The sequence below is a fragment of the Pantoea conspicua genome, from assembly GCF_002095315.1.
GTDB classification, from domain to species: domain Bacteria; phylum Pseudomonadota; class Gammaproteobacteria; order Enterobacterales; family Enterobacteriaceae; genus Pantoea; species Pantoea conspicua.
The window spans coordinates 72,342-96,773 of sequence record NZ_MLFN01000006.1; the positions used below are offsets into that span (position 1 = coordinate 72,342).

24 protein-coding genes are annotated in these 24,432 nt (G+C 55.2%); 7 read left to right on the forward strand and 17 right to left on the reverse strand.

Annotated elements, in window-relative coordinates:
* The first annotated feature begins 558 nt into the window (after nucleotides 1–558).
* Both HA41_RS04180 and yfbR read left to right on the forward strand, forming a co-directional pair.
* A complete protein-coding gene (locus tag HA41_RS04180) occupies nucleotides 559–1,776 on the forward strand; it encodes a pyridoxal phosphate-dependent aminotransferase (RefSeq protein WP_094119709.1) in 1,218 nt (405 codons plus the stop codon).
* A gap of 69 nt (nucleotides 1,777–1,845) precedes the next feature.
* Nucleotides 1,846–2,445: a 5'-deoxynucleotidase gene (gene yfbR, locus HA41_RS04185; protein WP_094119710.1), complete on the forward strand. Its 600-nt coding sequence runs from the start codon at nucleotides 1,846–1,848 to the stop codon at nucleotides 2,443–2,445.
* Nucleotides 2,446–2,466: 21 nt separating this feature from the next.
* Here yfbR and HA41_RS04190 read toward each other — a convergent pair whose 3' ends face one another.
* From HA41_RS04190 to yfbV, 3 genes are all read right to left on the reverse strand, one after another.
* On the reverse strand, nucleotides 2,467–3,126 hold the full coding sequence (locus HA41_RS04190) for a sugar phosphatase (protein WP_094119711.1): 660 nt from the start codon (nucleotides 3,124–3,126) through the stop codon (nucleotides 2,467–2,469).
* 13 nt (nucleotides 3,127–3,139) lie between these two features.
* Nucleotides 3,140–3,634: a YfbU family protein gene (locus HA41_RS04195; protein WP_094119712.1), complete on the reverse strand. Its 495-nt coding sequence runs from the start codon at nucleotides 3,632–3,634 to the stop codon at nucleotides 3,140–3,142.
* Between the two features lie 143 nt (nucleotides 3,635–3,777).
* The gene (gene yfbV, locus HA41_RS04200) at nucleotides 3,778–4,230 is read right to left on the reverse strand and encodes a terminus macrodomain insulation protein YfbV (RefSeq protein ID WP_094119713.1); all 453 of its coding nucleotides are present in this window, start codon (nucleotides 4,228–4,230) and stop codon (nucleotides 3,778–3,780) included.
* On the opposite strand from yfbV, the gene HA41_RS21040 reads away from it, so the two are divergent.
* From HA41_RS21040 to pta, 3 genes are all read left to right on the forward strand, one after another.
* Nucleotides 4,174–4,551: a hypothetical protein gene (locus HA41_RS21040; protein WP_162287200.1), complete on the forward strand. Its 378-nt coding sequence runs from the start codon at nucleotides 4,174–4,176 to the stop codon at nucleotides 4,549–4,551. The two genes, yfbV and HA41_RS21040, sit on opposite strands and share 57 nt — an antisense overlap.
* Nucleotides 4,552–4,565: 14 nt before the next feature.
* The gene (gene ackA, locus HA41_RS04210; RefSeq protein WP_094119715.1) at nucleotides 4,566–5,768 is read left to right on the forward strand and encodes an acetate kinase; all 1,203 of its coding nucleotides are present in this window, start codon (nucleotides 4,566–4,568) and stop codon (nucleotides 5,766–5,768) included.
* Between the two features lie 69 nt (nucleotides 5,769–5,837).
* Nucleotides 5,838–7,982: a phosphate acetyltransferase gene (gene pta, locus HA41_RS04215; protein ID WP_143807251.1), complete on the forward strand. Its 2,145-nt coding sequence runs from the start codon at nucleotides 5,838–5,840 to the stop codon at nucleotides 7,980–7,982.
* 134 nt (nucleotides 7,983–8,116) lie between these two features.
* Here the strand turns inward: pta and yfcD are convergent, their stop codons facing one another.
* Together yfcD and yfcF are read right to left on the reverse strand one after the other, a co-directional pair.
* Nucleotides 8,117–8,641 (reverse strand): NUDIX hydrolase YfcD, encoded by a 525-nt coding sequence (gene yfcD / locus HA41_RS04220; RefSeq protein WP_094119717.1) that lies wholly within the window; start codon nucleotides 8,639–8,641, stop codon nucleotides 8,117–8,119.
* A 110-nt stretch (nucleotides 8,642–8,751) separates the two neighbouring features.
* The gene (gene yfcF, locus HA41_RS04225) at nucleotides 8,752–9,393 is read right to left on the reverse strand and encodes a glutathione transferase (RefSeq protein WP_094119718.1); all 642 of its coding nucleotides are present in this window, start codon (nucleotides 9,391–9,393) and stop codon (nucleotides 8,752–8,754) included.
* A 182-nt stretch (nucleotides 9,394–9,575) separates the two neighbouring features.
* Between yfcF and HA41_RS04230 the strand changes: the two genes are divergently transcribed.
* On the forward strand, nucleotides 9,576–10,472 hold the full coding sequence (locus HA41_RS04230) for a TIGR01777 family oxidoreductase (RefSeq protein WP_094119719.1): 897 nt from the start codon (nucleotides 9,576–9,578) through the stop codon (nucleotides 10,470–10,472).
* 33 nt (nucleotides 10,473–10,505) lie between these two features.
* Here the strand turns inward: HA41_RS04230 and HA41_RS04235 are convergent, their stop codons facing one another.
* From HA41_RS04235 to dalD, 3 genes are read right to left on the reverse strand one after another with little or no spacing between them, the layout of a single operon-like run.
* Complete coding sequence (locus HA41_RS04235; protein ID WP_094119720.1) at nucleotides 10,506–11,786, reverse strand: MFS transporter; 1,281 nt, start codon at nucleotides 11,784–11,786, stop codon at nucleotides 10,506–10,508.
* 27 nt (nucleotides 11,787–11,813) lie between these two features.
* The gene (gene xylB, locus HA41_RS04240) at nucleotides 11,814–13,283 is read right to left on the reverse strand and encodes a xylulokinase (RefSeq protein ID WP_094119721.1); all 1,470 of its coding nucleotides are present in this window, start codon (nucleotides 13,281–13,283) and stop codon (nucleotides 11,814–11,816) included.
* A gap of 2 nt (nucleotides 13,284–13,285) precedes the next feature.
* Nucleotides 13,286–14,674: a D-arabinitol 4-dehydrogenase gene (gene dalD, locus HA41_RS04245; RefSeq protein ID WP_094119722.1), complete on the reverse strand. Its 1,389-nt coding sequence runs from the start codon at nucleotides 14,672–14,674 to the stop codon at nucleotides 13,286–13,288.
* Nucleotides 14,675–14,869: 195 nt separating this feature from the next.
* Here dalD and HA41_RS04250 point away from each other — a divergent pair, with 195 nt between their 5' ends.
* Nucleotides 14,870–15,817, forward strand: coding sequence for a sugar-binding transcriptional regulator (locus tag HA41_RS04250; RefSeq protein ID WP_094119723.1), 948 nt, complete (start codon nucleotides 14,870–14,872; stop codon nucleotides 15,815–15,817).
* Between the two features lie 135 nt (nucleotides 15,818–15,952).
* Here HA41_RS04250 and hisP read toward each other — a convergent pair whose 3' ends face one another.
* From hisP to folC, 9 genes are all read right to left on the reverse strand, one after another.
* Nucleotides 15,953–16,726, reverse strand: a complete 774-nt coding sequence (gene hisP / locus HA41_RS04255) for a histidine ABC transporter ATP-binding protein HisP (RefSeq protein ID WP_094119724.1) — start codon at nucleotides 16,724–16,726, stop codon at nucleotides 15,953–15,955.
* Between the two features lie 8 nt (nucleotides 16,727–16,734).
* Complete coding sequence (locus tag HA41_RS04260; protein ID WP_094119725.1) at nucleotides 16,735–17,451, reverse strand: ABC transporter permease; 717 nt, start codon at nucleotides 17,449–17,451, stop codon at nucleotides 16,735–16,737.
* Nucleotides 17,444–18,133: a histidine ABC transporter permease HisQ gene (locus tag HA41_RS04265; protein WP_094119726.1), complete on the reverse strand. Its 690-nt coding sequence runs from the start codon at nucleotides 18,131–18,133 to the stop codon at nucleotides 17,444–17,446. The genes HA41_RS04260 and HA41_RS04265 overlap by 8 nt, the downstream gene beginning before the upstream one ends.
* A 196-nt stretch (nucleotides 18,134–18,329) precedes the next feature.
* Complete coding sequence (gene argT, locus HA41_RS04270; protein WP_094119727.1) at nucleotides 18,330–19,112, reverse strand: lysine/arginine/ornithine ABC transporter substrate-binding protein ArgT; 783 nt, start codon at nucleotides 19,110–19,112, stop codon at nucleotides 18,330–18,332.
* Nucleotides 19,113–19,371: 259 nt separating this feature from the next.
* A complete protein-coding gene (locus tag HA41_RS04275) occupies nucleotides 19,372–19,941 on the reverse strand; it encodes a UbiX family flavin prenyltransferase (RefSeq protein ID WP_094119728.1) in 570 nt (189 codons plus the stop codon).
* Nucleotides 19,942–20,052: 111 nt separating this feature from the next.
* Nucleotides 20,053–21,570 carry an amidophosphoribosyltransferase gene (gene purF / locus HA41_RS04280; RefSeq protein ID WP_094119729.1) on the reverse strand — a complete coding sequence of 506 codons (1,518 nt, stop codon included), beginning with the start codon at nucleotides 21,568–21,570 and terminating at the stop codon, nucleotides 20,053–20,055.
* A 37-nt stretch (nucleotides 21,571–21,607) separates the two neighbouring features.
* Nucleotides 21,608–22,093, reverse strand: coding sequence for a colicin V production protein (gene cvpA, locus HA41_RS04285; RefSeq protein ID WP_031376251.1), 486 nt, complete (start codon nucleotides 22,091–22,093; stop codon nucleotides 21,608–21,610).
* A gap of 265 nt (nucleotides 22,094–22,358) precedes the next feature.
* Nucleotides 22,359–23,105, reverse strand: a complete 747-nt coding sequence (dedD, locus tag HA41_RS04290) for a cell division protein DedD (RefSeq protein WP_094119730.1) — start codon at nucleotides 23,103–23,105, stop codon at nucleotides 22,359–22,361.
* Complete coding sequence (folC, locus tag HA41_RS04295) at nucleotides 23,095–24,363, reverse strand: bifunctional tetrahydrofolate synthase/dihydrofolate synthase (protein WP_094119731.1); 1,269 nt, start codon at nucleotides 24,361–24,363, stop codon at nucleotides 23,095–23,097. Before folC ends, dedD begins: the two co-directional genes overlap by 11 nt.
* Nucleotides 24,364–24,432: the final 69 nt, after the last annotated feature.

The window sequence follows — 24,432 nt, forward strand, 5'->3', positions numbered from 1 at the left end:
TTCCGGTCCATTCTGCCAGCGTATCGCTTTCTTTCCACTTCTTCCGTCAGTCTGATCGGTGGTCGAAAGTGACAGTGAATGCCTTCTGATTTACTAATCTGGTGCCATCCGGACCTGATCTTTTGGCACTTCTCCGGTTATGAAAGGTGCCGACGACATCATTCTTTAGCAGCATTAAGACCTGAGCCGCATCAACATCCCTTAAACGATGATTATTTAACCATCAATAAAATAACGTTTAACTATTTCGTTGAGTATGTATTTCAGATGTCAGAAAAGGTTCAACCGTCATAAGTTCCAAAAATGTTTCATAATATGCAAAAACAGACCCGCTTGCGCCCGCCTCTGTCAGTTAAAAATATCGTTTAATAATTCTGATGCGGATAGTTTAACTAATTATCAGGATAACAAATATCTTTTGCGCTATCAGCGGCGGGAAAAGGTGCTGAACGCGCCAAAACCGAGCCGCGCCCTTCTTTTGTCTTCGTGAGGAGAGTACATTGTGCTGGTTTGATTTCTGTGGCAGCCAAAAGGATTCTGCCCATTAAGGCGGTAACAATGACTTTTCAGATTGATAAATCCGGCAAGCTGGATAACGTTTGCTACGATATCCGCGGTCCGGTATTGAAAGAGGCCAAACGCCTCGAAGAAGAAGGCAATAAAGTGCTTAAACTGAACATCGGCAATCCTGCGCCGTTTGGTTTTGAAGCACCTGATGAAATTCTGGTGGATGTGATTCGTAATCTGCCGAGCGCACAGGGTTATTGCGACTCGAAAGGTTTGTATTCTGCCCGTAAAGCGATCATGCAGCATTACCAGGCGCGCGATATGCGCGATGTCACCGTCGAAGATATCTACATTGGTAACGGTGTCTCTGAGTTGATCGTGCAGGCGATGCAGGCCCTGCTGAACAGTGGCGATGAGATGCTGGTACCGGCACCCGATTACCCGTTATGGACCGCAGCCGTATCACTGTCGAGCGGTAAAGCGGTGCATTATCTGTGTGATGAATCGGCTGGCTGGTTCCCCGACCTGGATGATATCCGCAGCAAGATCACGCCACGCACCCGCGGCATCGTTATCATCAACCCGAATAACCCCACCGGTGCGGTTTACAGCAAAGAGCTGCTGTTAGAGATCGTCGAAATTGCCCGTCAGCATAACCTGATCATTTTCGCCGATGAGATCTACGACAAAATTCTTTACGACGAGGCACAGCATCACTGCATCGCCGCGCTGGCTCCCGATCTGCTGACGGTGACCTTTAATGGCCTGTCGAAAACCTATCGTGTGGCTGGCTTCCGTCAGGGCTGGATGGTGCTGAACGGCCCGAAAAAGCACGCTAAAGGGTACATTGAAGGGCTGGAGATGCTTGCTTCAATGCGGCTCTGTGCCAATGTACCGGCTCAGCATGCGATTCAGACCGCGCTGGGCGGCTATCAGAGCATCAGTGAATTTATCATGCCTGGCGGTCGGCTGTATGAACAGCGCCAGCGCGCCTGGGAGCTGATTAATGATATTCCCGGCGTCAGCTGCGTGAAACCGCAGGGCGCGCTCTATATGTTCCCGCGCATTGATGCGAAAAAATTCAACGTTTTTGACGACCAGAAGATGGTGCTGGATTTCCTGCTGCAGGAGAAAGTGTTGCTGGTACAGGGCAGCGCCTTTAACTGGCCGTGGCCGGATCATCTGCGCATCGTCACCCTGCCACGCGTCGATGATCTTGAGATGGCGATCAATAAGTTTGGCCGCTTCCTGCAAGGCTATCGTCAATAATCTCAGCCGCGTATACTGACGCTATTTGGGGAGAGCCCGTCTCTCCCCTGTCGGCTCACAGGAACGCTCATGACTCAAAGCCACTTCTTTGCCCATCTCTCCCGCCTGAAACTGATCAATCGCTGGCCATTGATGCGTAATGTGCGCACCGAAAACGTCTCTGAGCACAGTCTGCAGGTCGCGATGGTAGCGCACGCCCTGGCGTCGATTAAAAACCTGAAGTTCAACGGTACGCTTAACGCCGATCGCATCGCCATGCTGGCGCTCTACCATGATGCCAGCGAAGTGCTGACCGGCGATCTGCCGACCCCGGTGAAGTATTACAACGCGCAAATTGCCCACGAATATAAAAAGATTGAAAAAATTGCGCAGCAGAAGCTGATTGAGATGTTGCCTGAAGAGTTTCAGGCGATCTACCGCCCGCTGATTGATGAGCATCTGCACAGCGAAGAAGAACAGGCGGTCGTGAAGCAGGCGGATGCACTCTGTGCTTACGTGAAGTGTCTGGAAGAGCTTTCCGCCGGCAACAACGAATTTCTGCTGGCGAAGGTCAGGCTGGAAAAAACCCTGGCCGACCGTCGCTCGCCGGAAATGGATTACTTCGTTGAGGTGTTTATTCCCAGTTTCAGCCTGTCACTGGATGAAATTTCGCAGGATACGCCGCTCTGAACCCGCGGCGCGGGATGATCATTAGTCTTTGCGCTCAAAGCTGAAGTGCCCCTCGGTATGACGGGTCACGATTAATGACTCAAGCGAGGTGAGTGACAACGCCACCTCGTTAAATCGTGGCGTGTCAGCCGGCGCATGAACCGCGATCACCGCACAACCGGCGTTAAGGCCTGAGAGAATCCCGGCTGGCGCATCCTCAACGACGACGCAGGAGGTGGCTGCTAAGCCAAGCTTTTCGGCACCCAGCAAATAAGGGTCCGGCTCGGGTTTACCTTTGGCGACCTGCTCGGCAGTAATGAACACCGCCGGCTGCGGTAATCCTGCTGCTTTATGTCGTGCATATGCCACCGGGACAGAACCTGAAGTCACAATGGCCCAGGGGATCTGCAGTTCATTAAGTGTATTCAGCAATGCGTGTGCGCCCGGCAGTGGCTGAACGCCATCCGTATCTGCAGCTTCGGCCTGTTCCAGCGCCACAAATTCCGCCTGTATCGCCGCTTCCGGCTGTCCGGCCATAAAATGACGCAGTGAAGTGATCGCCTGTTTGCCGTGGATAAATGCCAGAATCTCTTCCGCTGCAATGCCGTGGCGGGCGCCCCATTGACTCCAGGCGCGTTCGACTGCGGGCAGTGAATCCACTAAGGTGCCGTCTAAATCAAATAGAAAACCACTGTAGGTCACGCGTCACTCCTCCTCAGGCATTAATTATTTGCGCAATTTCATTGGCGCTTAAATGGTACTGTCGCGGACAAGTCTGCCACAAAGCCAGCATACGTTGATACTTTTCCCACATCGGCGTCTGGGCATTAAAACCGTGGGAGCCGGAATCAAAATGGGTATAGCGCCCTTCGCTGTTTACCATAAAACGCACGTAACCCAGATAGCGCGCTTCGGTTGCCGCATCGAAACCGAGGAAAGCCAGACGCCGCTCTTCCAGCGTGCCTTTATCTTTCAGGTTCGACCAGGAGACGTGCAGTGCATGATGCATCTCCATAATGTCGATCACCGTCCGGCAGGTCTCTTCACTCAGCTCACCAAACTCTTTGTCCAGCTCGCGCATCTGCAGCGCATAGCCGCGTTCGATAATGGTTTGATAACGGCGGAAGCGCTCACCATTTTCCGGCTCAAGCATTGCCATGATTTTGTACTGGTTAGTAAGGATCAAACGCTGTGCATGGGTCATTTCCATCATTTACTCCCGGCCAGAGACCGCTCAGGTAACAGACAAGGCGGAAATGATCACACAGGGCTGACGATACGGAAATCTCCGTATCGCCTTTCTTTGATCTGACTGCAGGTTCGCCGGGTTTTTTAGTGTAAAAACGGCGTGATTCAGAGGTCGTCGAGGAAGGTGCGGTCCAGCTGTTTGAAGGCGCGTTTCAGCACGTCAGCCAGCGCCTGGTAGGTTGGTTTACCTTCGATCGGAGCGATAGCCTGCCCTGCCTCTTCCAGTTTCGCGCGCACTTCATGAAACCAGTTGAGCAATGTTGGCGGAAGCGGCGTGACTGAGCGTTTACCCAGCCACCACAATCCCTGCATAGGCAGGCTACAGGCGAACAGTGCGGTAGCCACTGCCGGGCCGAGCTGGCCACCCATCGCGATCTGCCAGGTCAGCGTAAAAATGGCCAAAGGTGGCATAAAACGAATGGCAAAACGCGTCGCTGATGAGACACGGTTTTCCGGGAAGACCGGTGCCAGGCGCTTATCAGCTGGCCAGGTCTTCATGTAATGCTGTCCGCGCTGAAACATCCGGAACCAGCTGGTACTGCCAGATTCATTCGCCATGGCTCACCTCAACTAATACTGCAAAGATTAAAAAATAGTTATAACTACACAACTTTACGTGACATCCTTCAATTTTTTTTGTCTTTAAAGGTGACTCCGGCTATCCTGACGCCGTTTCTTCACCTTTCCGGCAGCAACGACCGCCTTTGGGAAGAGGACGAGTCATGTTTCGACAAAGAAATTTCAAATTTTTGCGTAAAATTACCAAAATTTTTTGCGGAAAAGCAGGTTTCTGACTACCGCATGATGTTTATCATTAATCTACCAGCTTTCATGGGCTACGCTGATAGTCTGATTGCGTTTTTTTTCGCCACTCTCTAAAAATAGGTACTTCCATGTCGAGTAAGTTAGTTCTGGTCCTGAACTGTGGCAGCTCTTCCCTTAAGTTTGCCATCCTCAATCCAGCCAGCGGTGACGAGTTTTTGTCTGGTCTGGCGGAATGCTTTCATCTTCCTGAAGCGCGTATTAAATGGAAGCTGGACGGTCAAAAACAGGAAGCCCCTCTCGGTGCCGGCGCTGCGCATAGCGAAGCACTGAATTTCATTGTTAAAACTATTCTGGCACAAAAACCCGCGCTTTCGGCACAAATTGCTGCAATCGGGCATCGCATTGTTCACGGCGGCGAAAAACTGACGCAGTCTGTGGTGATTACAGAAGAGGTGATCCAGGGTATTAAAGATGCTTCTTCATTCGCCCCGCTGCACAACCCTGCACACCTGATCGGTATCGACGAGGCGATGAAAAACTTCCCGCACCTGTCAGATAAGAATGTCGCGGTATTTGACACCGCTTTCCATCAGACAATGCCTGAAGAGTCCTATCTCTACGCGCTGCCATACAAATTATATAAAGAGCATGGCGTCCGTCGCTATGGCGCGCACGGAACCAGCCACTTCTACGTGACGCATGAAGCGGCCAAAATGCTCAACAAACCGCTGGCTTCGCTGAACATCATTACCTGTCACCTCGGCAACGGCGGTTCCGTCTCGGCAATCCGCAATGGCGAGTGCGTCGATACCTCAATGGGTCTGACGCCGCTGGAAGGTCTGGTGATGGGCACCCGCAGTGGTGATATCGATCCGGCCATTATCTTCTTCCTGCACGATACGCTGGGCATGAGTGTGGATGCGATCAACAAGCTGCTGACCAAAGAGTCCGGCCTGTTAGGGCTGACCGAAGTGACCAGCGACTGTCGTTACGTCGAAGAGAACTACACCACCAAAGAAGATGCGAAGCGCGCGATGGATGTGTTCTGTCACCGCCTGGCGAAATATATCGGCAGCTACACCGCGCTGATGGATGGCCGCCTTGACGCCGTGGTCTTCACCGGTGGAATTGGTGAAAACGCCGCAATGGTGCGTGAACTGTCGCTGCAGAAGCTGGCGCTACTCGGTTTCGACGTCGATCACGATCGTAACCTGGCGGCCCGCTTTGGCCAGTCCGGCTACATCAATAAAGAAGGCACCCGCCCGGCGTTGGTGATTCCAACCAACGAAGAGTTGGTCATCGCCCAGGACGCCGCGCGTCTGACTGCGTAATCACTTCCCTCCGTCAGCTCAGGCTGACGGAGTTGTTTTGACACCCTGCCATTCCTGAGAGGTTCAATCGTGTCACGTACAATTATGCTCATTCCGACCGGCACCAGCGTCGGCCTGACCAGCGTCAGCCTCGGCGTTATTCGCGCCATGGAACGTAAAGGCGTGCGTCTCAGCGTCTTCAAGCCGATTGCTCAGCCGCGTTCTGGCGGCGATACCCCGGATCAAACCACCACCATCATCCGTAAGAACTCATCGATTCCTGCCGCTGAACCGCTGCAGATGTCACGGGTAGAATCTCTGCTGGGATCGAACCAGCAGGATGTGCTGATGGAAGAAATTATCTCCCGTTACCATGCCAACACCCAGGATGCCGAAGTGGTGCTGGTGGAAGGCCTGGTCCCGACCCGTAAGCATCAGTTCGCTAACGCGCTGAACTACGAAATCGCGAAAACCCTGAATGCGGAAATCGTCTTCGTGATGGCGCTGGGTAATGACTCTCCGGCCCAGCTGAAAGAACGCATTGAACTGACCCAAAGTAGCTTTGGCGGACAGAAGAATAAGAACATCACCGGCGTGATCATCAATAAACTGAATGCGCCGGTGGATGAACAAGGGCGTACCCGCCCTGACCTGTCAGAGATTTTTGATGACTCGTCAAAAGCCAGCATCGCGAATATCGATCCAAAGCAGCTGTTTTCCGACAGCCCGCTGCCGGTATTAGGCTGCGTGCCGTGGAGCTTTGATCTGATCGCGACCCGCGCCATCGATATGTGCCGTCACCTTAATGCGCGCATCATCAACGAAGGCGAGATTCAGACCCGCCGGGTGAAATCCGTTACCTTCTGCGCCCGCAGCATTCCGCATATGCTGGAGCATTTCCGCCCTGGCTCGCTGCTGGTCACCTCAGCTGACCGTCCGGATGTGCTGGTTGCCGCCTGCCTGGCCGCAATGAATGGCATCGAGATTGGTGCGATTCTGCTGGCCGGTAATTATGAAATTGACGAGCGCATCGCGAAACTGTGCGAGCGCGCGTTCCAGACCGGCCTGCCGGTATTTATGGTGAAAACCAACACCTGGCAGACTTCGCTCAGCCTGCAGAGCTTCAATCTGGAAGTGCCGGCTGATGACACCCAGCGCATCGAAAAAGTGCAGGAGTATGTCGCCAGCTACATTAATGCTGACTGGGTTGAGTCACTGACCGCGACTTCTGAACGCAGCCGTCGTCTGTCGCCGCCAGCCTTCCGCTATCAGCTGACCGAGCTGGCGCGTAAAGCGGGCAAACGCGTAGTGCTGCCAGAAGGTGATGAGCCGCGTACCGTGAAAGCCGCCGCGATCTGTGCCGAACGCGGCATCGCGACCTGCGTGCTGTTAGGTAATCCGGATGAGATTCAGCGTGTCGCTGCTGCACAGGGCGTTGAGCTGGGCAAAGGCGTCGAGATTGTCGATCCGGCTCAGGTACGTGAAAACTACGTGCCGCGTCTGGTTGAGCTGCGTAAGAGCAAAGGCATGACCGAAGTGGTGGCGCAGGAACAGCTGGAAGATAACGTGGTGCTGGGCACCATGATGCTGGAAAGCGGCGAAGTCGACGGTCTGGTTTCCGGTGCCGTGCACACTACCGCTAACACCATTCGTCCACCGTTGCAGCTGATCAAAACTGCACCGAACAGTTCGCTGGTGTCGTCGGTGTTCTTTATGCTGCTGCCTGAGCAGGTGCTGGTCTACGGTGACTGCGCCATTAATCCGGACCCGAGCGCTGAGCAGCTGGCAGAGATCGCGATTCAGTCAGCCGATTCCGCTAAAGCCTTTGGTATCGACCCGCGTGTCGCCATGATCTCCTACTCCACCGGCACCTCGGGTGCAGGCAGCGATGTGGAAAAAGTGCGTGAAGCCACACGTATCGCGCAGGAAAAACGGCCGGATCTGGTGATCGATGGCCCGCTGCAGTATGACGCAGCGATCATGGAAGATGTGGCGAAGTCCAAAGCCCCCAACTCTCAGGTCGCGGGTCGCGCCACGGTGTTTATCTTCCCGGATCTCAACACCGGTAACACCACTTACAAAGCGGTACAGCGTTCTGCCGACCTGATCTCCATTGGTCCGATGTTGCAGGGTATGCGTAAACCGGTCAACGATCTGTCACGCGGCGCACTGGTGGATGATATCGTCTACACCATCGCTCTGACCGCTATTCAGTCACAGCAGGCTGAAGGCTAAGCGTTAATCTGTCAGACAGGGCATGCCACTGTGCATGCCCTTTTTGTCTGCGATCGCATGGCCAGCAGATGCTGCGGTCTTCAGTGTCACTACAGATTCCGGTGAACGGCACACGCAGCGTGGTTCATCCTTTTTCAGGCGCGGTTCTCGCCGTTGCGGCTCATCCACAGCGACAACGCTTTTAGCGAATCGTCGGTGAACTCATCACAACGTGCGGTGATCTCATCAGGCGTCATCCAGATGATCTCATCGACTTCCGTTTCCTGCATCGCAAAGGGTCCGTGTGACACACAGCTGAACAGCCCGCCCCAGACCCGGCAGTGCTCATCTTCGAAGTAGAATTTGCCATGTTCGGCAAACGGCACATCGGCAATGCCCAGCTCCTCTTCCGCTTCACGTCGCGCCGACTCCAGCATATCTTCGCCGCTCTGCACCACGCCGCCTGCGGTCGCGTCCAGTTTGCCCGGCATAAAATCTTTGGTCTCGGTACGACGCTGTACCAGAATCTTGCCCATACCGTCATGTACCACGATATAGGTAGCGCGGTGACGCAGGCATTGAGCACGCATCTGTGCGCGTGTCGCCTGAGCAACGACTTCATTCTCTTCGCTGACGATATCGACCCACTCGACATCGTCACCCGCAATGTGATCCACCATCCGTAACCCTTTCCTGTTTAGCGTGCCTGGAGGCACGCGCTGTTTACCACGTTATTATCATAGTGTGGCGTAAGGTAATCACTTCCGTTAGCTTGAGCAAGCCTCGAAAGCTATCGATTTTTACCGCTTTCAGCTAACCACAGTTGTACTGAGGCGCGCTGCCACTGAAACTCAGCATAGTGCTGTAAGCGTGCGGGTAACGGATCGCCGTGCAGTACCAGTCGGTTGAGCATCACCGCCAGATCGGTATCGGCAATTGACCATTCACCAAACAGATTTTGCTGCCCCTCGGGTAACAGACGTTCAACCGCCGTAACCAGCTTATCCACCGCCTGCTGCGCTGTGGCGGTCAGCGGTGAAAATCGCTCGCCGGCAAACAGCACTTCAGTCGGACGTTCCTGTCGGATCCACAGGAAATCGCTGCGCAACCAGGCCTGAATTTCTCTTGCCCGCGCACGTTTTTCACGGTCGCGTGGATAGAGGCGCTCAAATTCGGGAGCCGGAAACCGCTCTTCGAGATATTCGCTGATGGCCGAGGATTCGCTCAGCAAAAAATCATCGATCTGCAGTGTGGGAACCCGGCAGGTTAACGAGAGCTCACGATAGGCCGCTGCGAATTGCTGGTTCTGCGACAAATCGACCCGTTTAAGGGTAAAAGGGATGCCCTTTTCGGTGAGAGAAACATAAGCCGACATGGCGTAGGGACTGAAAAATGATGAATCTGACCACAGGGTGATGGGCGGATAATTCATCGGTTACCTCAATTGGCTGTCAGGGTTGCATCATGTTTACCGACTTTTATTTCTGAAGGCAACGCTGAGCTGGTCCGATGTTTCGCCTGATTGAAAGAAAGCGCGACGCGACTCACTTCACACCGGCCTTACTCTTCTATGCTGAAGAGAATAAATAACAACAACGTCAAGGGAGCCGCAACATGCACATTCTTATTACCGGTGGTACGGGATTGATAGGTCGTCATCTGATTCCACGCCTGCAACAGCTCGGTCACCAGATCAGTGTGGTAACGCGTGACGTGGGGAACGCGCGTGAAAAACTGGGCGATGAGGTGGCGCTCTGGTCAGGGCTGGCGCAACAGTCCGATCTCAATAATGTTGATGCGGTGATCAACCTGGCGGGCGAGCCAATTGCCGACAAACGCTGGACCGAACCGCATAAGCAGCAGTTATGCGAAAGCCGCTGGCAGATCACGGAACAGATCGCCTCACTGATCAATGCCAGCAGCACGCCACCGGCGGTGCTGATCTCCGGCTCGGCAACCGGCTTTTACGGCGACAGCGGCGATGTGGTGCTGACCGAAGAGGACCCCGGAAACGACGAATTTACCCATCAACTGTGCGCGCGCTGGGAGCAGCTGGCGCTCGCGGCTGAAAGCGATCGCACCCGCGTCTGCCTGTTACGCACCGGTGTGGTGCTGGCTGCCGGGGGCGGCGCGCTCAGCAAAATGAAACTGCCGTTTAAGCTGGGGATAGGCGGCCCGATCGGCAGTGGCAAGCAATACATGCCGTGGATCCATCTTGACGATATGCTTAGCGCGATTATCTGGCTGCTGGATCATGACGATCTGCGCGGCCCATTTAACATGGTCGCACCCTACGCGGTACGCAATGAGCAGTTTGCCGCCATTCTGGGTCGGGTGATGCACCGTCCGGCCTTTATGCGCACGCCTGCCAGCGCCATTAAACTGATGATGGGTGAATCAGCCGTGCTGGTGCTGGGTGGACAGCATGTGATACCGAAACGGCTGGAGGCGTCGGGATTTACCTTCCGCTGGTACGATCTGGAGCAGGCGCTGCAGGATGTCGCAGGATAAACATACGGCGGCCCAGGGCCGCCGTATGTTCAGTTAGTTACGTTGCTCTGCTACACGCGACTTCATTACCTTCTCTTCACGCGTATGCCCCGGTTGTGGCACACGAATAATAAAGGTCAGTACGCCAGCGAACACGTATAGCCCGGTATATGCCCATACCACACCGACAATGTCGAAGAATGGCAACATGACTGAGGCGATAGCCGGTGCCACAAAGTTACTGAGTCCCGCAGACAGGTTGTAAATCGAGACCGCAGCGCCCTTATGATGCGGCTCCAGCGTCGGAAATACGGCGGTCATCGGTACAAAAGCTGCGACAAAGATCCCCAGCATTACCGCAGGGATTAATGCTACCCAGAAGTTATGCCCCGCATACAGCGGCAGGTAATAGAAGGCCAGGCTGGAGATGGCCATCCCCAGGCAACCAAACCAGCGCACCTGACGGATCCAGCCCAGCTTCTCACCCGTGAGGCCCCAGAAGATATTCGTAAAAATAGTGACAAAGAAGAACACCGCCCAGATTTGAAGCCATTCAGAGATGGTAAAGCCGAGACGATCGACAAATAGCAGTGGCATGATAATGGCGAAACCAAACAGCGAAAGCGTGTTGATGATGCGAATCAGGCAGGCATAAAACACATGCTGATTGGTGAACAGGATGGTCACGGCACGCGACATCTCTGTCATCTTGTCACGCATTGGCAAATTCACACGAGAGCGATCCACGGGTACCTTGCGCAGGCTGAAATATGCGAGGATCCCACCACAGGCTACCCAGATGATGGCCAGCCAAAGCGTACCGGTTTCCCCCAGCATCGGGATGGTCAGACTTGGCAGATAGCTACCAATCACGCCGATGCCGACAGAATACATCGCCCAGAACCAGCCGGTCGCTGCCGCCAGTTTTTCGCGCGGTAAGACCTGCACCAGCATCATCATGAAAGAGTAGATAAACAGCGGATAAGCCAGCCCGCGAATGCCGTAGAAAAGCACCATAAGCGGATAGTTGCGCAGGCCAAGCCCCAGCGACATGAACAGTGCATGCATTACGATCCATAGCACAAAACCAATCATCATCGCGCGCTGCGGCGTGATCAACTCGGCTACCACGCCAGATGCCCAGGCAGCCAGGGCTGCCGCTAAGCCATAGAAGGTGAATACGACTGCAGACTGCGCAGGCGTAAAACCCATATCGGTGATATGGCGCGACAGAAACGCCATCTCAAAGCCATCACCCGCCATAAAGATTGCGATTGCGAGGAAGCCCCAGAACATCTTTTTCGGTAAGCCAAACCAGTATTCGTTCGATTGCATCACAATGACCTTCTATCGGGTTAGTTGTTATGCAGGCAGCAAGCTGCGCACCTGTTGTTGTTGGATGTAAAGTTCCCGGAACAGACGCAGCCGCTGTTGCAGCACGACGCCGCGTCTCTCGTCCGGTTGGTAGCGCGCCTGTACAGCCGGCTTCAGACATACCTCATGCTCAGAACCGCCATCAGCCAGCCACGCTAAACGTGCAGCACCCAGCGCGCCAGACGCGCTGGCTGGATGAGTAACGATTGGCAGTTGCAGCACATCTGCAATCAGCTGAGCCCACAGCGCGCTGCGCGCACCACCACCGGTCAGGCTGCACTGCTGAATGAGATGCCGGGCGTCGCCGAGCACCTTCAACCCATCAGCCAGTCCAAATGCCACGCCTTCAAGCACCGCATAGCCCAACACGGCGCGTGGCGTTTCATGACGCAGATTGAAGAAAGAACCGGAGGCGTCAGGATCGTTATGTGGTGTGCGTTCACCAGACAGATAAGGCAGGAAAACCGGGGCGCTATGCATTTGCTCATCACTGAGCTGTAGCATCTCCTCCATGAGCTGACTTTCACTGATCGACAGCAGATTACACAGCCAGCGCAGACAACTGGCGGCGCTGAGCATCACACTCATCTGGTGCCAGCGGCCCGGTAGTGCATGGCAAAAGGCATGCACCCCGAGTTGAGGGTCAGCCTGTAAGCGGTCGTTTACGACAAAAATCACACCAGAGGTACCCAATGAGATAAACGCATCACCGGGATTCACCGCACCCACACCGACTGCCGATGCGGCATTGTCACCGCCGCCCCCCGCGACAGTAACCGCAGTAGATAAGCCCCACTCGCTCGCCAGTGTCGGCTGCAGGCGTCCACTTATTGCACTGCCTTCCACCAGCTCAGGCATATGAGCGCGAGTCAGTCCGGTGATGGTCAGCAGTTCGTCCGACCAGTCACGCCGGGACACATCAAGCCACAGCGTTCCGGCAGCATCCGAAGGCTCACTGACAAAGCGCCCGGTAAGACGCCAGCGCAGGTAATCTTTCGGCAGCAGGACCTTATCGACGCGGCTAAAAATTTCAGGCTCATTTTCCGCGACCCAGTGCAGTTTCGGCAAAGTGAAGCCGGGCATAATCATATTGCCGCTAATTTCCATTATCCGGGGATAGCGCTCCCGTAGCCTTTCACACTGCGGTGCACTGCGCGTGTCGTTCCAAAGGATACACGGACGCAGCACCTTCCCCCCGGCATCCAGCAACACGGCCCCGTGCATCTGTCCCGATAATCCAATAGCGCGAATCGCGGCCCATGCCAGAGGAAACTGATGACGTAATCCCGCCAGAACCTCGCTGCAGGCTTGCCACCAGCATTCAGGATCCTGTTCAGCCCAGTGGGGATGGGGACGCTGCACGCTCAGCGTGGCGTGCTGAGACGCCACAATCTCACCGTGCGTATTAATAATCAGTGCCTTAAGCTCTGAGGTGCCGATATCAATGCCGAGATACATAATTACACCGCCGCCAGTTCAGGCTGTTTCAGCCACTGCTGCAAACTCGCAACACGGCGAGTGACTAACTCATGAAACGCCATATCCGATGCCAGTTCCGCAAACAGCGCGCTATCACTCAGGTACGCATGGAGCGGATCGGCGCTGGCGAACTGCTTACGCAGCGTATCGACCTGTAGGGCACCGTCCTGATAGCGATAGGGTAAATCGTCATTGGCCCATCGCTGCATAAACAGGAAGAACAGTGCCGGAATCACCGCCGTTGCGGTGGGCTGCACGCCGCGCTGGTAGCACTGTTGCAGGGTTGGCGTCACCATGCCGGGAATTTTGGACAAACCATCCGCACCAACGCGCTGATTGGTGTCTTTAATGTAAGGGTTGCTGAAGCGGGCCAGCACCACGTCACGATAATCCGCTAAATCAAGCGGGCTGGGCGACAGAGAGGGAATAACATCCTGGGTCACGTAGTCGTGAGCCAGTTGATAAATCGTCGGATGGCGGGTGCTCTCATCGATATAGTTCAGACCAATCAGTGTGCCCGCCCAGGCAATCGCAGCATGTGTCGCATTGAGAATGCGAATTTTCGCCTCTTCCCACGGCAGTACCGACTCCACCAGTTCAACACCGACCTTTTCCAGCGCCGGGCGCCCGGCAATAAAATCATCCTCAATGACCCACTGAATAAAAGATTCGGCCATTACGGCTGCGCCATCCTGTTTGCCGGTCGCTGCCTGTACGCGTTCTGCCACCTCCGGCGTAGGGCGGGGGGTAATGCGATCGACCATGGTATTCGGTGAGCGGGTTTGGGTGCGCACCCAGTCGGCCAGCGCGGTATCGCCTTTGGCCGTAAGAAACGCCAGAAAGGCGTCACGGAACCGCTCACCATTGTGCCGCAAATTGTCGCAGTTCAGCAGCGTAACCGGCGCCCCGCCTTGCGTAACACGCTGTGTCAGAATATGGCTGAGTGCGCCGTAAAGGGTGCGGATATCGCCACCCAGATCGGCCTTCACATCTGCCTGATTGAGATCCAGTGTAAACGCGGGTGTCAGGTAGTAACCCGCTTCGGTCACGGTAAAGCTAATGACTCGCGTTTCCGCGCTGGCCCCCTGCTCAATCAAGGCACTGATATCACTGTCCCAGGGCAAAATTTTGCGCAGCGAGGTGATGGTTTCGTAGTCGCGCTTACCTTCAGGCGTCACGGTTTCCAGCACATATTCTCCCTGCTGCGCCGCGAGCTGATTGAGCAGCGGCACTGCGTCATTCCGGATATTGCCGAGCGCGATGCTCCAGCTTTCATCACCCTGCTCACGCAGTTTATGCAGATACCACGCCTGATGTGCCCGATGAAAAGATCCCGCGCCGATGTGCATCCACACTGATTGGTTGTTCATAATCGCCTCATTTAAACATTTGCCACACTAAAGGGCATTTGCCCGATGCCAGGTAGCATAGATCCCATTACGAAGATCCTTCTGCGAGCTGAGTCACAAATAATACTTTTGCTCTTTTTTCGGGCTTTTGCTCAGCTAGTGCTTTTCGTACCGCACGGCGTTAAGATGCCTCCTCGAATTCGACGGAACATCGTGATGAGCAGAGAAGAGAAAAAGCAGGAGCTGGCCGCACGTGCCGCATGGATGTATTACGTCGCAGGCGTGACACAGCAAGAGATTGCGCAGGCATTGGGATTGTCACGACAGGTCGCGCAGCGTCTGGTATCCAGTGCACGTGAAATGGGTATGGTGAACGTAAAAATCGATCATCCCGTCACACACTGCCTGCAGCTGGCGCACGAGGTACAGGCGAAGTTTGGTCTGGATTTGTGCCGCGTAGTGCCATCGGCCAGTCTGAATGATGAGGCTGTTCAACAAATGCTGGCAGTAGAAGGCGCGGCAGTGATGACACAATTCATCAATGAGGAAACGCCTCAGGTTTTCGGTATTGGTTCCGGTAAAACCCTGCGCTCTATGATCGATGCGCTACCCTGGGTTGATCGCCCGCAGCATCATTGTGTTTCCATGATTGGTGCCATCGCGCGGGATGATTCCGGTACACGCTATGACGTACCGTTGAAGATGGCCGAAAAGATGCAAGGTAAGTATTTCTTTATCCCTGCGCCCTTATACGCCGACACCCCACAGGATAAAGCGATGTGGATTCAGCATAAGGTTTACCAGCGCGTCATTGATCGCGCATTACAGGCGGACGTGGCTTTTGTGGGTATAGGCGAAGTGATGCCGGGCTGTCCGTTGAACGCCGAGGGATTTATCACAGATGCGCAGGTCGAGGCGCTAAATGGGCGCGGCGTGGTGGGCGAAATGCTCGGTCACTTTTTCAATCAGCAGGGTGAACGGGTGTGGGGAGAAACGGATGAGCTACTGACCAGCGTGCGACTGGAAAGTCGGACTCAGCGCAAAATTATTGGCTTTGCGGGTAGCGAGCGCAAGTATCCTGCAATCCGTGCTGCATTACAGGGCGGCTGGGTATCAGGACTGGTGACCGATGAGGATACAGCGCTGAAGCTACTGCAGAAGTGATATCTCAGCATGGATGCAGAGTGCGAGGGCAGAACGCAAAGATGATGCAAAATCTCAAACGCGGCTCGTACTCATTCTGCGCAGGGCACGTTACGCCGGTGCCCCGCTTCCCTCGCCTTAACTAACATGTAACCGTTACTTCAGCGATCCCTTGAGGAACTGCTGTAAACGCGGGCTTTTCGGGCTGCCGAACAGCTCCGCAGGCGGCCCCTGCTCTTCAATTTTGCCCTGATGCAGGAAAATCACATGGCTTGAGACGTGACGGGCGAACTCCATCTCGTGGGTGACCACCACCATGGTTTTGCCCTCTTCCGCCAGCTTCTGCATGATGCGCAGCACTTCGCCTACCAGCTCCGGATCCAGCGCCGAAGTCGGTTCATCAAACAGCAACACCTCTGGCTCCATCGCCAGCGCGCGCGCAATTGACACACGCTGCTGCTGACCGCCGGAAAGGTGAACCGGATACTTCGCCTGCGCCCGCGCATCAATCCCGACTTTATCGAGGTATTTGATGGCACGCTCACGCGCTGCCGCTTTACTGAGTCCCAGCACCTGAATCGGCGCTTCCATGACGTTTTCCAGCACCGTCATGTGGCTCCACAGATTAAAGTGCTGGAACACCATGGTCAGACTGGTACGCAACGCGCGCAGCTGCTCTTTGTCAGCCACTTTGAGCTGACCATCTTTGTCACGGACTAAGGTGATTTGTTGGTTATTCACCAAAATGCTGCCTTCACTCGGTTTTTCGAGGAAGTTAATGCAGCGTAAAAAGGTACTTTTCCCTGAGCCGGACGATCCAATAATACTGATCACATCGCCCGCTTTAGCAGTTAACGAGACCCCTTTCAGCACTTCATGTTCACCGTAACGCTTATGCAATTCGGTGACGCTTAATTTATTGTCAGCCATAGTTCTACTCAATGCGATGAAGAGGGTTTCACATGGGCCAGCCAGCGACGTTCCGCCAGGCGGAACAGGCTGATCAACACGTAAGAGATAATCAGGTACAACACAGCCGCCAGACCAAAAGCGGTGAACGGCTGATAGGTCGCCGAGTTAATATCCCGCGCGATTTTCAGCAGATCCGGCACCGTGGCGGTGAAGGCCAGCGCCGTGGAGTGCAGCATCAGAATCACTTCATTGCTGTAGGCCGGCAGCGCCGTACGCAGCGCCGAGGGCAGGATAATGCAGCGATAGAGTTTAAAGGTGGAGAAGCCGTAAGCCCGCGCCGCCTCAATCTCACCGTGTGGCACCGAGCGAATCGCACCGGCAAAGATTTCCGTGGTGTAGGCGCAGGTGTTGAGGGTGAATGCGAGCAGCGTACAGTTCAGCCCGCTACGGAAAAATGCGTTCAGCAGTTCAGTGCCTTTCACAACTTCCAGCGTATACATACCGGAATAGAACACCAGCAGCTGCACATAGAGCGGCGTACCGCGAAAAACGTAGGTGAAGAGCCAGACCGGAAAGCTGATAAACCGGTTAGGGGAAACCCGCGCTATCGCCAGCAGAATCGCCAGACATCCTCCAATGGTGACTGAGAGGATCAGTAGCCACAGGGTGATAGCAACACCGGTAAAACGATAACCGTCGGTCCAGAGCAGCGATTTCCAGTATTCCTGAATGATATCAATCATAACTCGCCCTCTTCACGCCGACCGTATAGCGCCGGTTTAGCCACCACAGCACGCCGTTTGACAGCGTGGTGAACACCAGATAAATAACGCCCGCCACAATCGCGAAGTAAAACGGTTGCCAGGTACTTTTACCGGCCAGCTGCGTGGCTTTCACCACATCTTCCAGCCCCAGCAGGGAGACCAGCGCCGTTGCCTTGAGGATGACCTGCCAGTTGTTGCCAATGCCCGGCAGCGCATAGCGCATCATCGCCGGAAACAGTATACGGCGGAACACCTGTGAACCGGTGAAACCAAAGGCGGTTGCCGCTTCGATCTGCCCTTTTGGCACCGCCATGAAGGCGCCGCGGAAGGTTTCAGTGAAGTAAGCACCATAGATAAAGCCGAGCGTGATGATACCCGCGACCATCGGGTCGATATCAAACTGGGCCATACCCAGCGCGTCGGTCACCTGGTTGAGCACAATCTGCAGACCGTAAAAGATCAGCAGCATAAGAACGAGGTCCGGCACACCGCGAATCAGGGTGGTGTAGCCTTCAAAAATCATCGCCAGCAGTCGGTTACGGGAGAGTTTGGCGCCGGCCCCAATCAGGCCGAGCAGTACTGCCAGCACGACTGAGGTCAGCGCCAGTTCCAGCGTCACCAGCGTGCCCCGAAGAATTACATCAGAATAGCCATACAGCATCGAAAGGGTCCTGTCGTGCGGTGGAAACGGAACGCTGCCCGCCAGTGGTGCGCGGGCAGCTATGCTCTGCCTCGTGGTTGCGGATTTCAGCAGGCCAGTCAATGCCGATGAGAGCAACGCCGACAGCCGTCGGCAATCGCTGCACCTGCATCCGGTCCGCTAACCTCCTCAACCTGTGGGCAGAGCGACAGGATGGTTAGTCGCCGTACACATTAAAGTCGAAATACTTCTTCGCAATCTTGTCGTAGGTGCCATCTTTACGCATCTCAGCAAAGGCTTTGTCGATGGCTGCTTTCAGTTCGCTGTCATCTTTACGCAGCCCCATACCGGTACCGACGCCAAAGATTTTGTCATCTTTCACTGCCGGACCGGCGAACGCGTAGTTTTTACCCACCGGCTGCTTCAGGAACCCTTCGCTCGCCTGGACTTCGTCCTGGAACGCGGCATCAATACGTCCGGCATTCAGATCCTGATAGACCAGATCCTGGTTGGCATACGGGGTCACATTGACACCTTTTGGCCGCCAGTTCTGGTTGGCGTAGGTTTCCTGAGTGGTCCCCTGTAACAGGCCGATATTTTTGCCTTTCAGCGACTCAACCGTCGGCTCAATTTTTGAACCTTTTGGTGCCACTAAGCGCGCGTTGGCGGCGTAGAGTTTTTCCGAGAAGGCAATTTCTTCCTGACGTTTTGCTGTGATCGAAAGAGAAGAGATGATGGCGTCAATTTTCTTCGCTTTCAGCGAAGGGATCAGCGCGTCAAAGTCGCTCTCAACATAGGTACATTGGGTATGAATGCGTTTACAGATTTCGTTAGCGAGGTCGATATCAAAGCCCACTAACTGCCCTTGCGCGTTTTTTGACTCAAACGGTGGGTAGGTTGGATCTGTACCGATGCGGATTGAACCTGGTACCGCCGCAAATACGCTGGCAGCACTGGATAAACCCAGCATCAGGGAAAGAGCCAGAACACGCTTTTTCATAGATTACCCTCAAGTGAAGTGCTTTTTGTTATGTGGTTCGTGATGTGTTTGCGCAAAGTAATTTGCATGTTTCATGCCAGTTCTGCAAGTTATCCGCGCACTTAGCGTGAGGTCGGACAGCCGAAAACGCTGAGTTTGTCAGGGGAATATAACAGTGAAGTAAAAGAGAAAAAGCGATGATGTTAACTTTTGGTGCATCAAATGCACGAAGAGTGATCCGAGGCGCGCTTATGCACTAAATAAGTGCGCCAGTGGAACTTTATGCACCCTGCCAGCGTGCGAACAAATCCTCTGGCAATTCGATATCAAACTGATCGATGACACGATTAACCGTTTGATCAACCAGTTGCTCAATGGTTTCCGGGCGATGATAGAACGCCGGTACCGGTGGCATGATAATCGCGCCCAGCTCAGCTGCGGTGGTCATCATGCGCAGGTGGCCGACGTGCAGCGGCGTTTCCCGTACACACAGGACCAGCTTACGCTGCTCTTTTAACACCACGTCAGCCGCACGGGTCAGCAGCGAATCACTGTAGCTGTGGACAATGCCGGACAGGGTTTTCATTGAGCACGGCAAAATGACCATTCCAAGAGTTTTAAACGATCCTGATGAAATGCTTGCCGCAATATCGCGCACGTCATGCACCACATCGGCCAGCGCCTGCACCTCACGCAGCGAGTAATCGCTCTCCAGCCCCAGGGTCTGACGCGCCGCCTGGCTCATCACCAGATGGGTTTCCACCTCATCGACCTGCTGCAAAACCTGCAGCATGCGTACGCCATAAATCACCCCGCTGGCGCCAGAGATGCCAATGATGAGTCGTTTCATATTCCAACCTTGCTGTATCCGGATGCACCATCATAACGCGGCCAGGTGATTTCTGAAAACAAACAGGGCGGGATTGCTCCCGCCCTGTTTTTTCTGCTTTAACGCTGGCACTTAGCCTTCGTTATGCAGTTCGAGGTTCTCGACTTCATTCTGCCGCTGAAGCGCTTTGGCGTCGTCATTACGCAGCGATTCAAGATACTCCAGATACTGCTGATCGACATCTTTTGTCACGTAAACCCCGTTAAACACCGAACATTCGAACTGGGTAATATCCGGATTCTCTTCACGCACCGCTTCGATCAGATCGTCGAGGTCCTGGAAAATCAGCGCATCGGCTTTAATCAGCTGGCGAATCTCTTCCACTTCACGCCCGTGGGCAATCAGTTCGGTGGCGCTGGGCATATCAATGCCATAGACGTTCGGGAAACGAATTTCCGGTGCCGCTGACGCCAGGTAAACCCGCTTCGCACCGGCTTCACGCGCCATCTCAATAATCTGCTCAGAGGTGGTGCCGCGCACGATGGAGTCATCTACCAGCAACACGTTTTTATCCCGGAACTCGGCACGGTTAGCGTTCAGCTTGCGGCGCACGGCGCTGCGGCGCAACTGCTGGCCCGGCATGATAAAGGTGCGGCCAACGTAACGGTTTTTCACGAAGCCCTGACGATAGGGCTTATCGAGAATGCGCGCGATTTCCAGCGCGATATCGGTCGAGGTTTCCGGAATCGGGATCACCACATCGATATCAAGATCTTCCCACTCGCGGGCAATTTTCTCACCCAGCTTGGTGCCCATGCGGACACGGGCGCTGTAGACCGAAATCTTGTCGAGGAAAGAGTCGGGACGTGCAAAGTAGACGTACTCGAACAGGCAGGGATTGCTTTTCGGGTTTTCGGCGCACTGGCGGGTAGAGAGCTGACCCTGCTCAGTGACATAGACCGCTTCACCCGGCGCAACGTCACGGATGAACTCAAACCCCAGCGTATCCAGCGCCACGCTTTCCGAGGCGACCATATATTCGGTACGGCCATCAGCGATCACGCGTTTGCCCAGAACCAGCGGACGGATGCCGTTCGGGTCGCGGAACGCCACCATGCCATGACCGATGATCATCGCCACCACCGCATAGGCGCCGCGCACCTGCTGGTGCAGCGCCGCGACGGCAGCAAAAATGTTGTCGGCTTCCAGCGGATCGTTCTGGAAGCGATCCAGTTCCTGCGCAAAAATATTCAGCAGAATTTCAGAATCTGAGGTGGTATTCACGTGACGGCGGCCTTTCTCGAACAGATGCTTACGCAGTTCGTGGGCGTTGGTCAGATTACCGTTATGGGCCAGCGTGATACCGTACGGCGAGTTTACGTAGAATGGCTGCGCTTCAGAGGCACTTGAGCTGCCCGCGGTAGGATAACGCGCGTGACCAATCCCCATGTTGCCCTGCAGACGCTGCATGTGGCGTGCTTCGAAAACGTCGCTGACCAGGCCATTGGCCTTACGCAGACGGAAGCACTTCAGCGCATCGATAGTACAAATGCCTGCGGCATCCTGCCCGCGGTGCTGGAGCACCGTTAACGCGTCATAGATCGACTGGTTGACCGGCATGAAACCGGTGATACCGACAATACCGCACATGTTGTCATTTCCTCATTAAGCCGCACTCCCGGTCGCATCACCGGGGTAAAAAACTCGACGTGCTTTTCAGGTAATCGAAAAACCACCTGATTATATAACTGAACTCGGGAATGAGTTGGGACTGTTGCCAGTCCGGACTTTTTGAAAAGCCGGTGAAAGTATCGAGGAAGAACAGCAACGCGGCCACTATCAGCACACCACGCAACGCCCCGAAACAGACGCCCAATACCCGGTCGGTTCCCGACAGGCCGGTTTTTTCCACCAGCGAGCCGATCACGTAGTTCACAATCGCACCGACAATCAGGGTGGCGACAAACAACACCCCGATGGCGATACCGTTACGAACCAGTTCGTCGTCAAACCCTGTAAACCAGACTGCAAGGTAGGCGTAGTAATGACTGGCGACAAAAAACGCGCATCCCCAGGTAACAAGAGATAAGGCTTCCCGGACAAACCCACGGATCAGGCTGACCAGAGCCGAAAAACCAACTACCGCAATAATGACGTAATCAATCCAGATCATGAACTCTTCCAGCGCCAGTGCCATTGCACCCCTGCATCCAGTTCGGGGCGCATTCTAACAGAAAAAGAAAACGTTTGCGTAGCGGTTTTCCTGTTCTGCATCCATAAAAAAGGCGGTGAAAAAAACCTTCGTCGCCTGGTTGATTTCCGCACGGTCAGGCCATTGAAAACCGTCATGTTTTTAACCGTTTCGCGACGTTAACCGCCTGTGCTATGGCGCTAAAGGCGCTGCCTGTTACTGCTATCGGCAGCGCCAATCGCCAGGGTTAGCGCGCGCTGTACGGCTTCACTACGCCGCCCAGTCCGGAGATGCTTTTCAGCTCGCCCACTGCAGCCTGCATTTTCGCTTTTGAGGCGTCCGGCCCGACGTAAATGCGGGTGATCGCTCCCTGTACCGGCGTTGACGGCACGGTAAAGGCGCGATAGCCCGACAGCCGCAGCTGCGCGACAATCTCATTCACTTTGCTGGCGTTTTTCAGTGCGCCCAGCTGAACCACATAGGCCTGACCCGCGGGTGCGCTCGGCTCCGCAGCTTTCGGCTGCTCAGTCTGCTTCGGCTGCTCCACGGTTTTCGGCTGCTCAACCGGTTTCGGTTTTGGCTGTTCGACCGGTTTAGGCTTCGGCTGCTCAACCGGCTTCGGTTTTGGCTGCTCGACCGGTTTTGGCTTCACCTGAACGGGCGTCGACTGATGGACCGGCGGTGGCGTTACCACGGCGGGCTCGCTCTCTTCTGCCGGTCTGGTGCGTCCCTGATCAGCCGGGGCGTTGGTTTTACCACTGCTGCTGCTGACCGCATTACCGGCACCTTCCGGCGGCTGCGCGGGCAGCGTCTGGGTAACCGGCGGCACCATCTCGCTGTCCTGCTGATCGTCCGGTTTCGGCACCAGCGGAATGGCAGCGAACTCCTCTTTATAGTGCTTCTTCTGCCCGTCCAGCAGCCCCGGCAATACAATCACGCCGACGGCGACCAGAATAACGGTGCCGACTAAACGGTTCTGAAACTTACTTGCCACGCCCTTTCTCCGTCTCAATCGATTCCATGACCTGCGCCACGGTGTGGAACGAACCACACACCAGCACAATGTCCTGCGGCTGCGCCTGCTGGCGCGCCTGCTGCCAGGCCTGTTCTACCGTGCTGAATGCTTCGCCCTGCGGCAGCCATTGCAGCAGCTGCGCCGCGGTAGCCCCGCGGGGTCCGTCGAGCGGCGCGCAGTACCAGCTATCCACCGCCGGTGACAGTGCCGCCAGCGTGCCGGCAATATCTTTGTCATGCAGCATACCCACCACCGCATGAACCCTGCCGGTTTTTGGCAGCGTCGCCAGGCGTGACGCCAGATAAGCCGCCGCGTGCGGATTATGCGCTACGTCCAGAATCACCCGTGGCGATTCACTCAGGGTCTGAAAGCGACCCGGCAGCATGGCTAACGGCAGGCTGGCGCGAATCTGCGCTTCACTGACCTGCAGCCCGGAAGCACGCAGCGCCACCAGCGCCGTCGCCGCATTGGGCAGCGGCACTTGCGGCAGCGGCAGATCGTTCAGCTCGCCATGCGCGTCACGCAGCGACCAGCTTTCCGGCTGCTCACGATAAGACCAGTCCCGGTTGCGTTGCAGCAGCGCCGCGCCCTTTTCACTGGCCACCGCCGCAATGCTGCACGGCATATCAGGTTCACCCACTACCGCCGGTTTGCCGGCACGGAAAACGCCCGCTTTCTCCCGACCAATACTTTCCCGATCCGGGCCAAGCCAGTCGATATGATCGAGCGCGATGCTGGTGACCACCGCGACATCCGCATCCACAATATTGGTGGCATCGAGCCGTCCGCCGAGACCCACTTCCAGAATCACCACGTCCAGTTGCGCCTGCTGAAACAGCTTCAACGCTGACAGGGTGCCAAATTCGAAATAGGTCAGAGAGATATCACCGCGTCCGGATTCAATGTCAGCGAAACTGGCGCAGTGTTGTGCTTCGCTCAGTTCCTGGCCCTGTACCCGTACCCGTTCGGTATAGCGCACCAGATGCGGTGAACTGTAGACGCCGACGCGATAGCCGGCCGCCATCAGCAGCGTTTCCAGCGTGCGACAGGTGGTGCCTTTGCCGTTGGTACCGGCGACAGTGAAGACGAAGGGAGCCGGTTTCAGCAGGTCGAGACGTTGCGCCACCTGGCGAATACGATCCAGGCCCAGTTCGATGGCCTGAGTATGCAGGTGCTCAAGATAATAAAGCCACGTGGCCAAAGGCGACGTGGCTTGAGGGAGGTGAAGATTGTCCATATGTCCCGTTTTGCTTATTTATACCCGGCAGACGGATGCTGAGGGTATACGGTGCATTGGTGAAAGGCG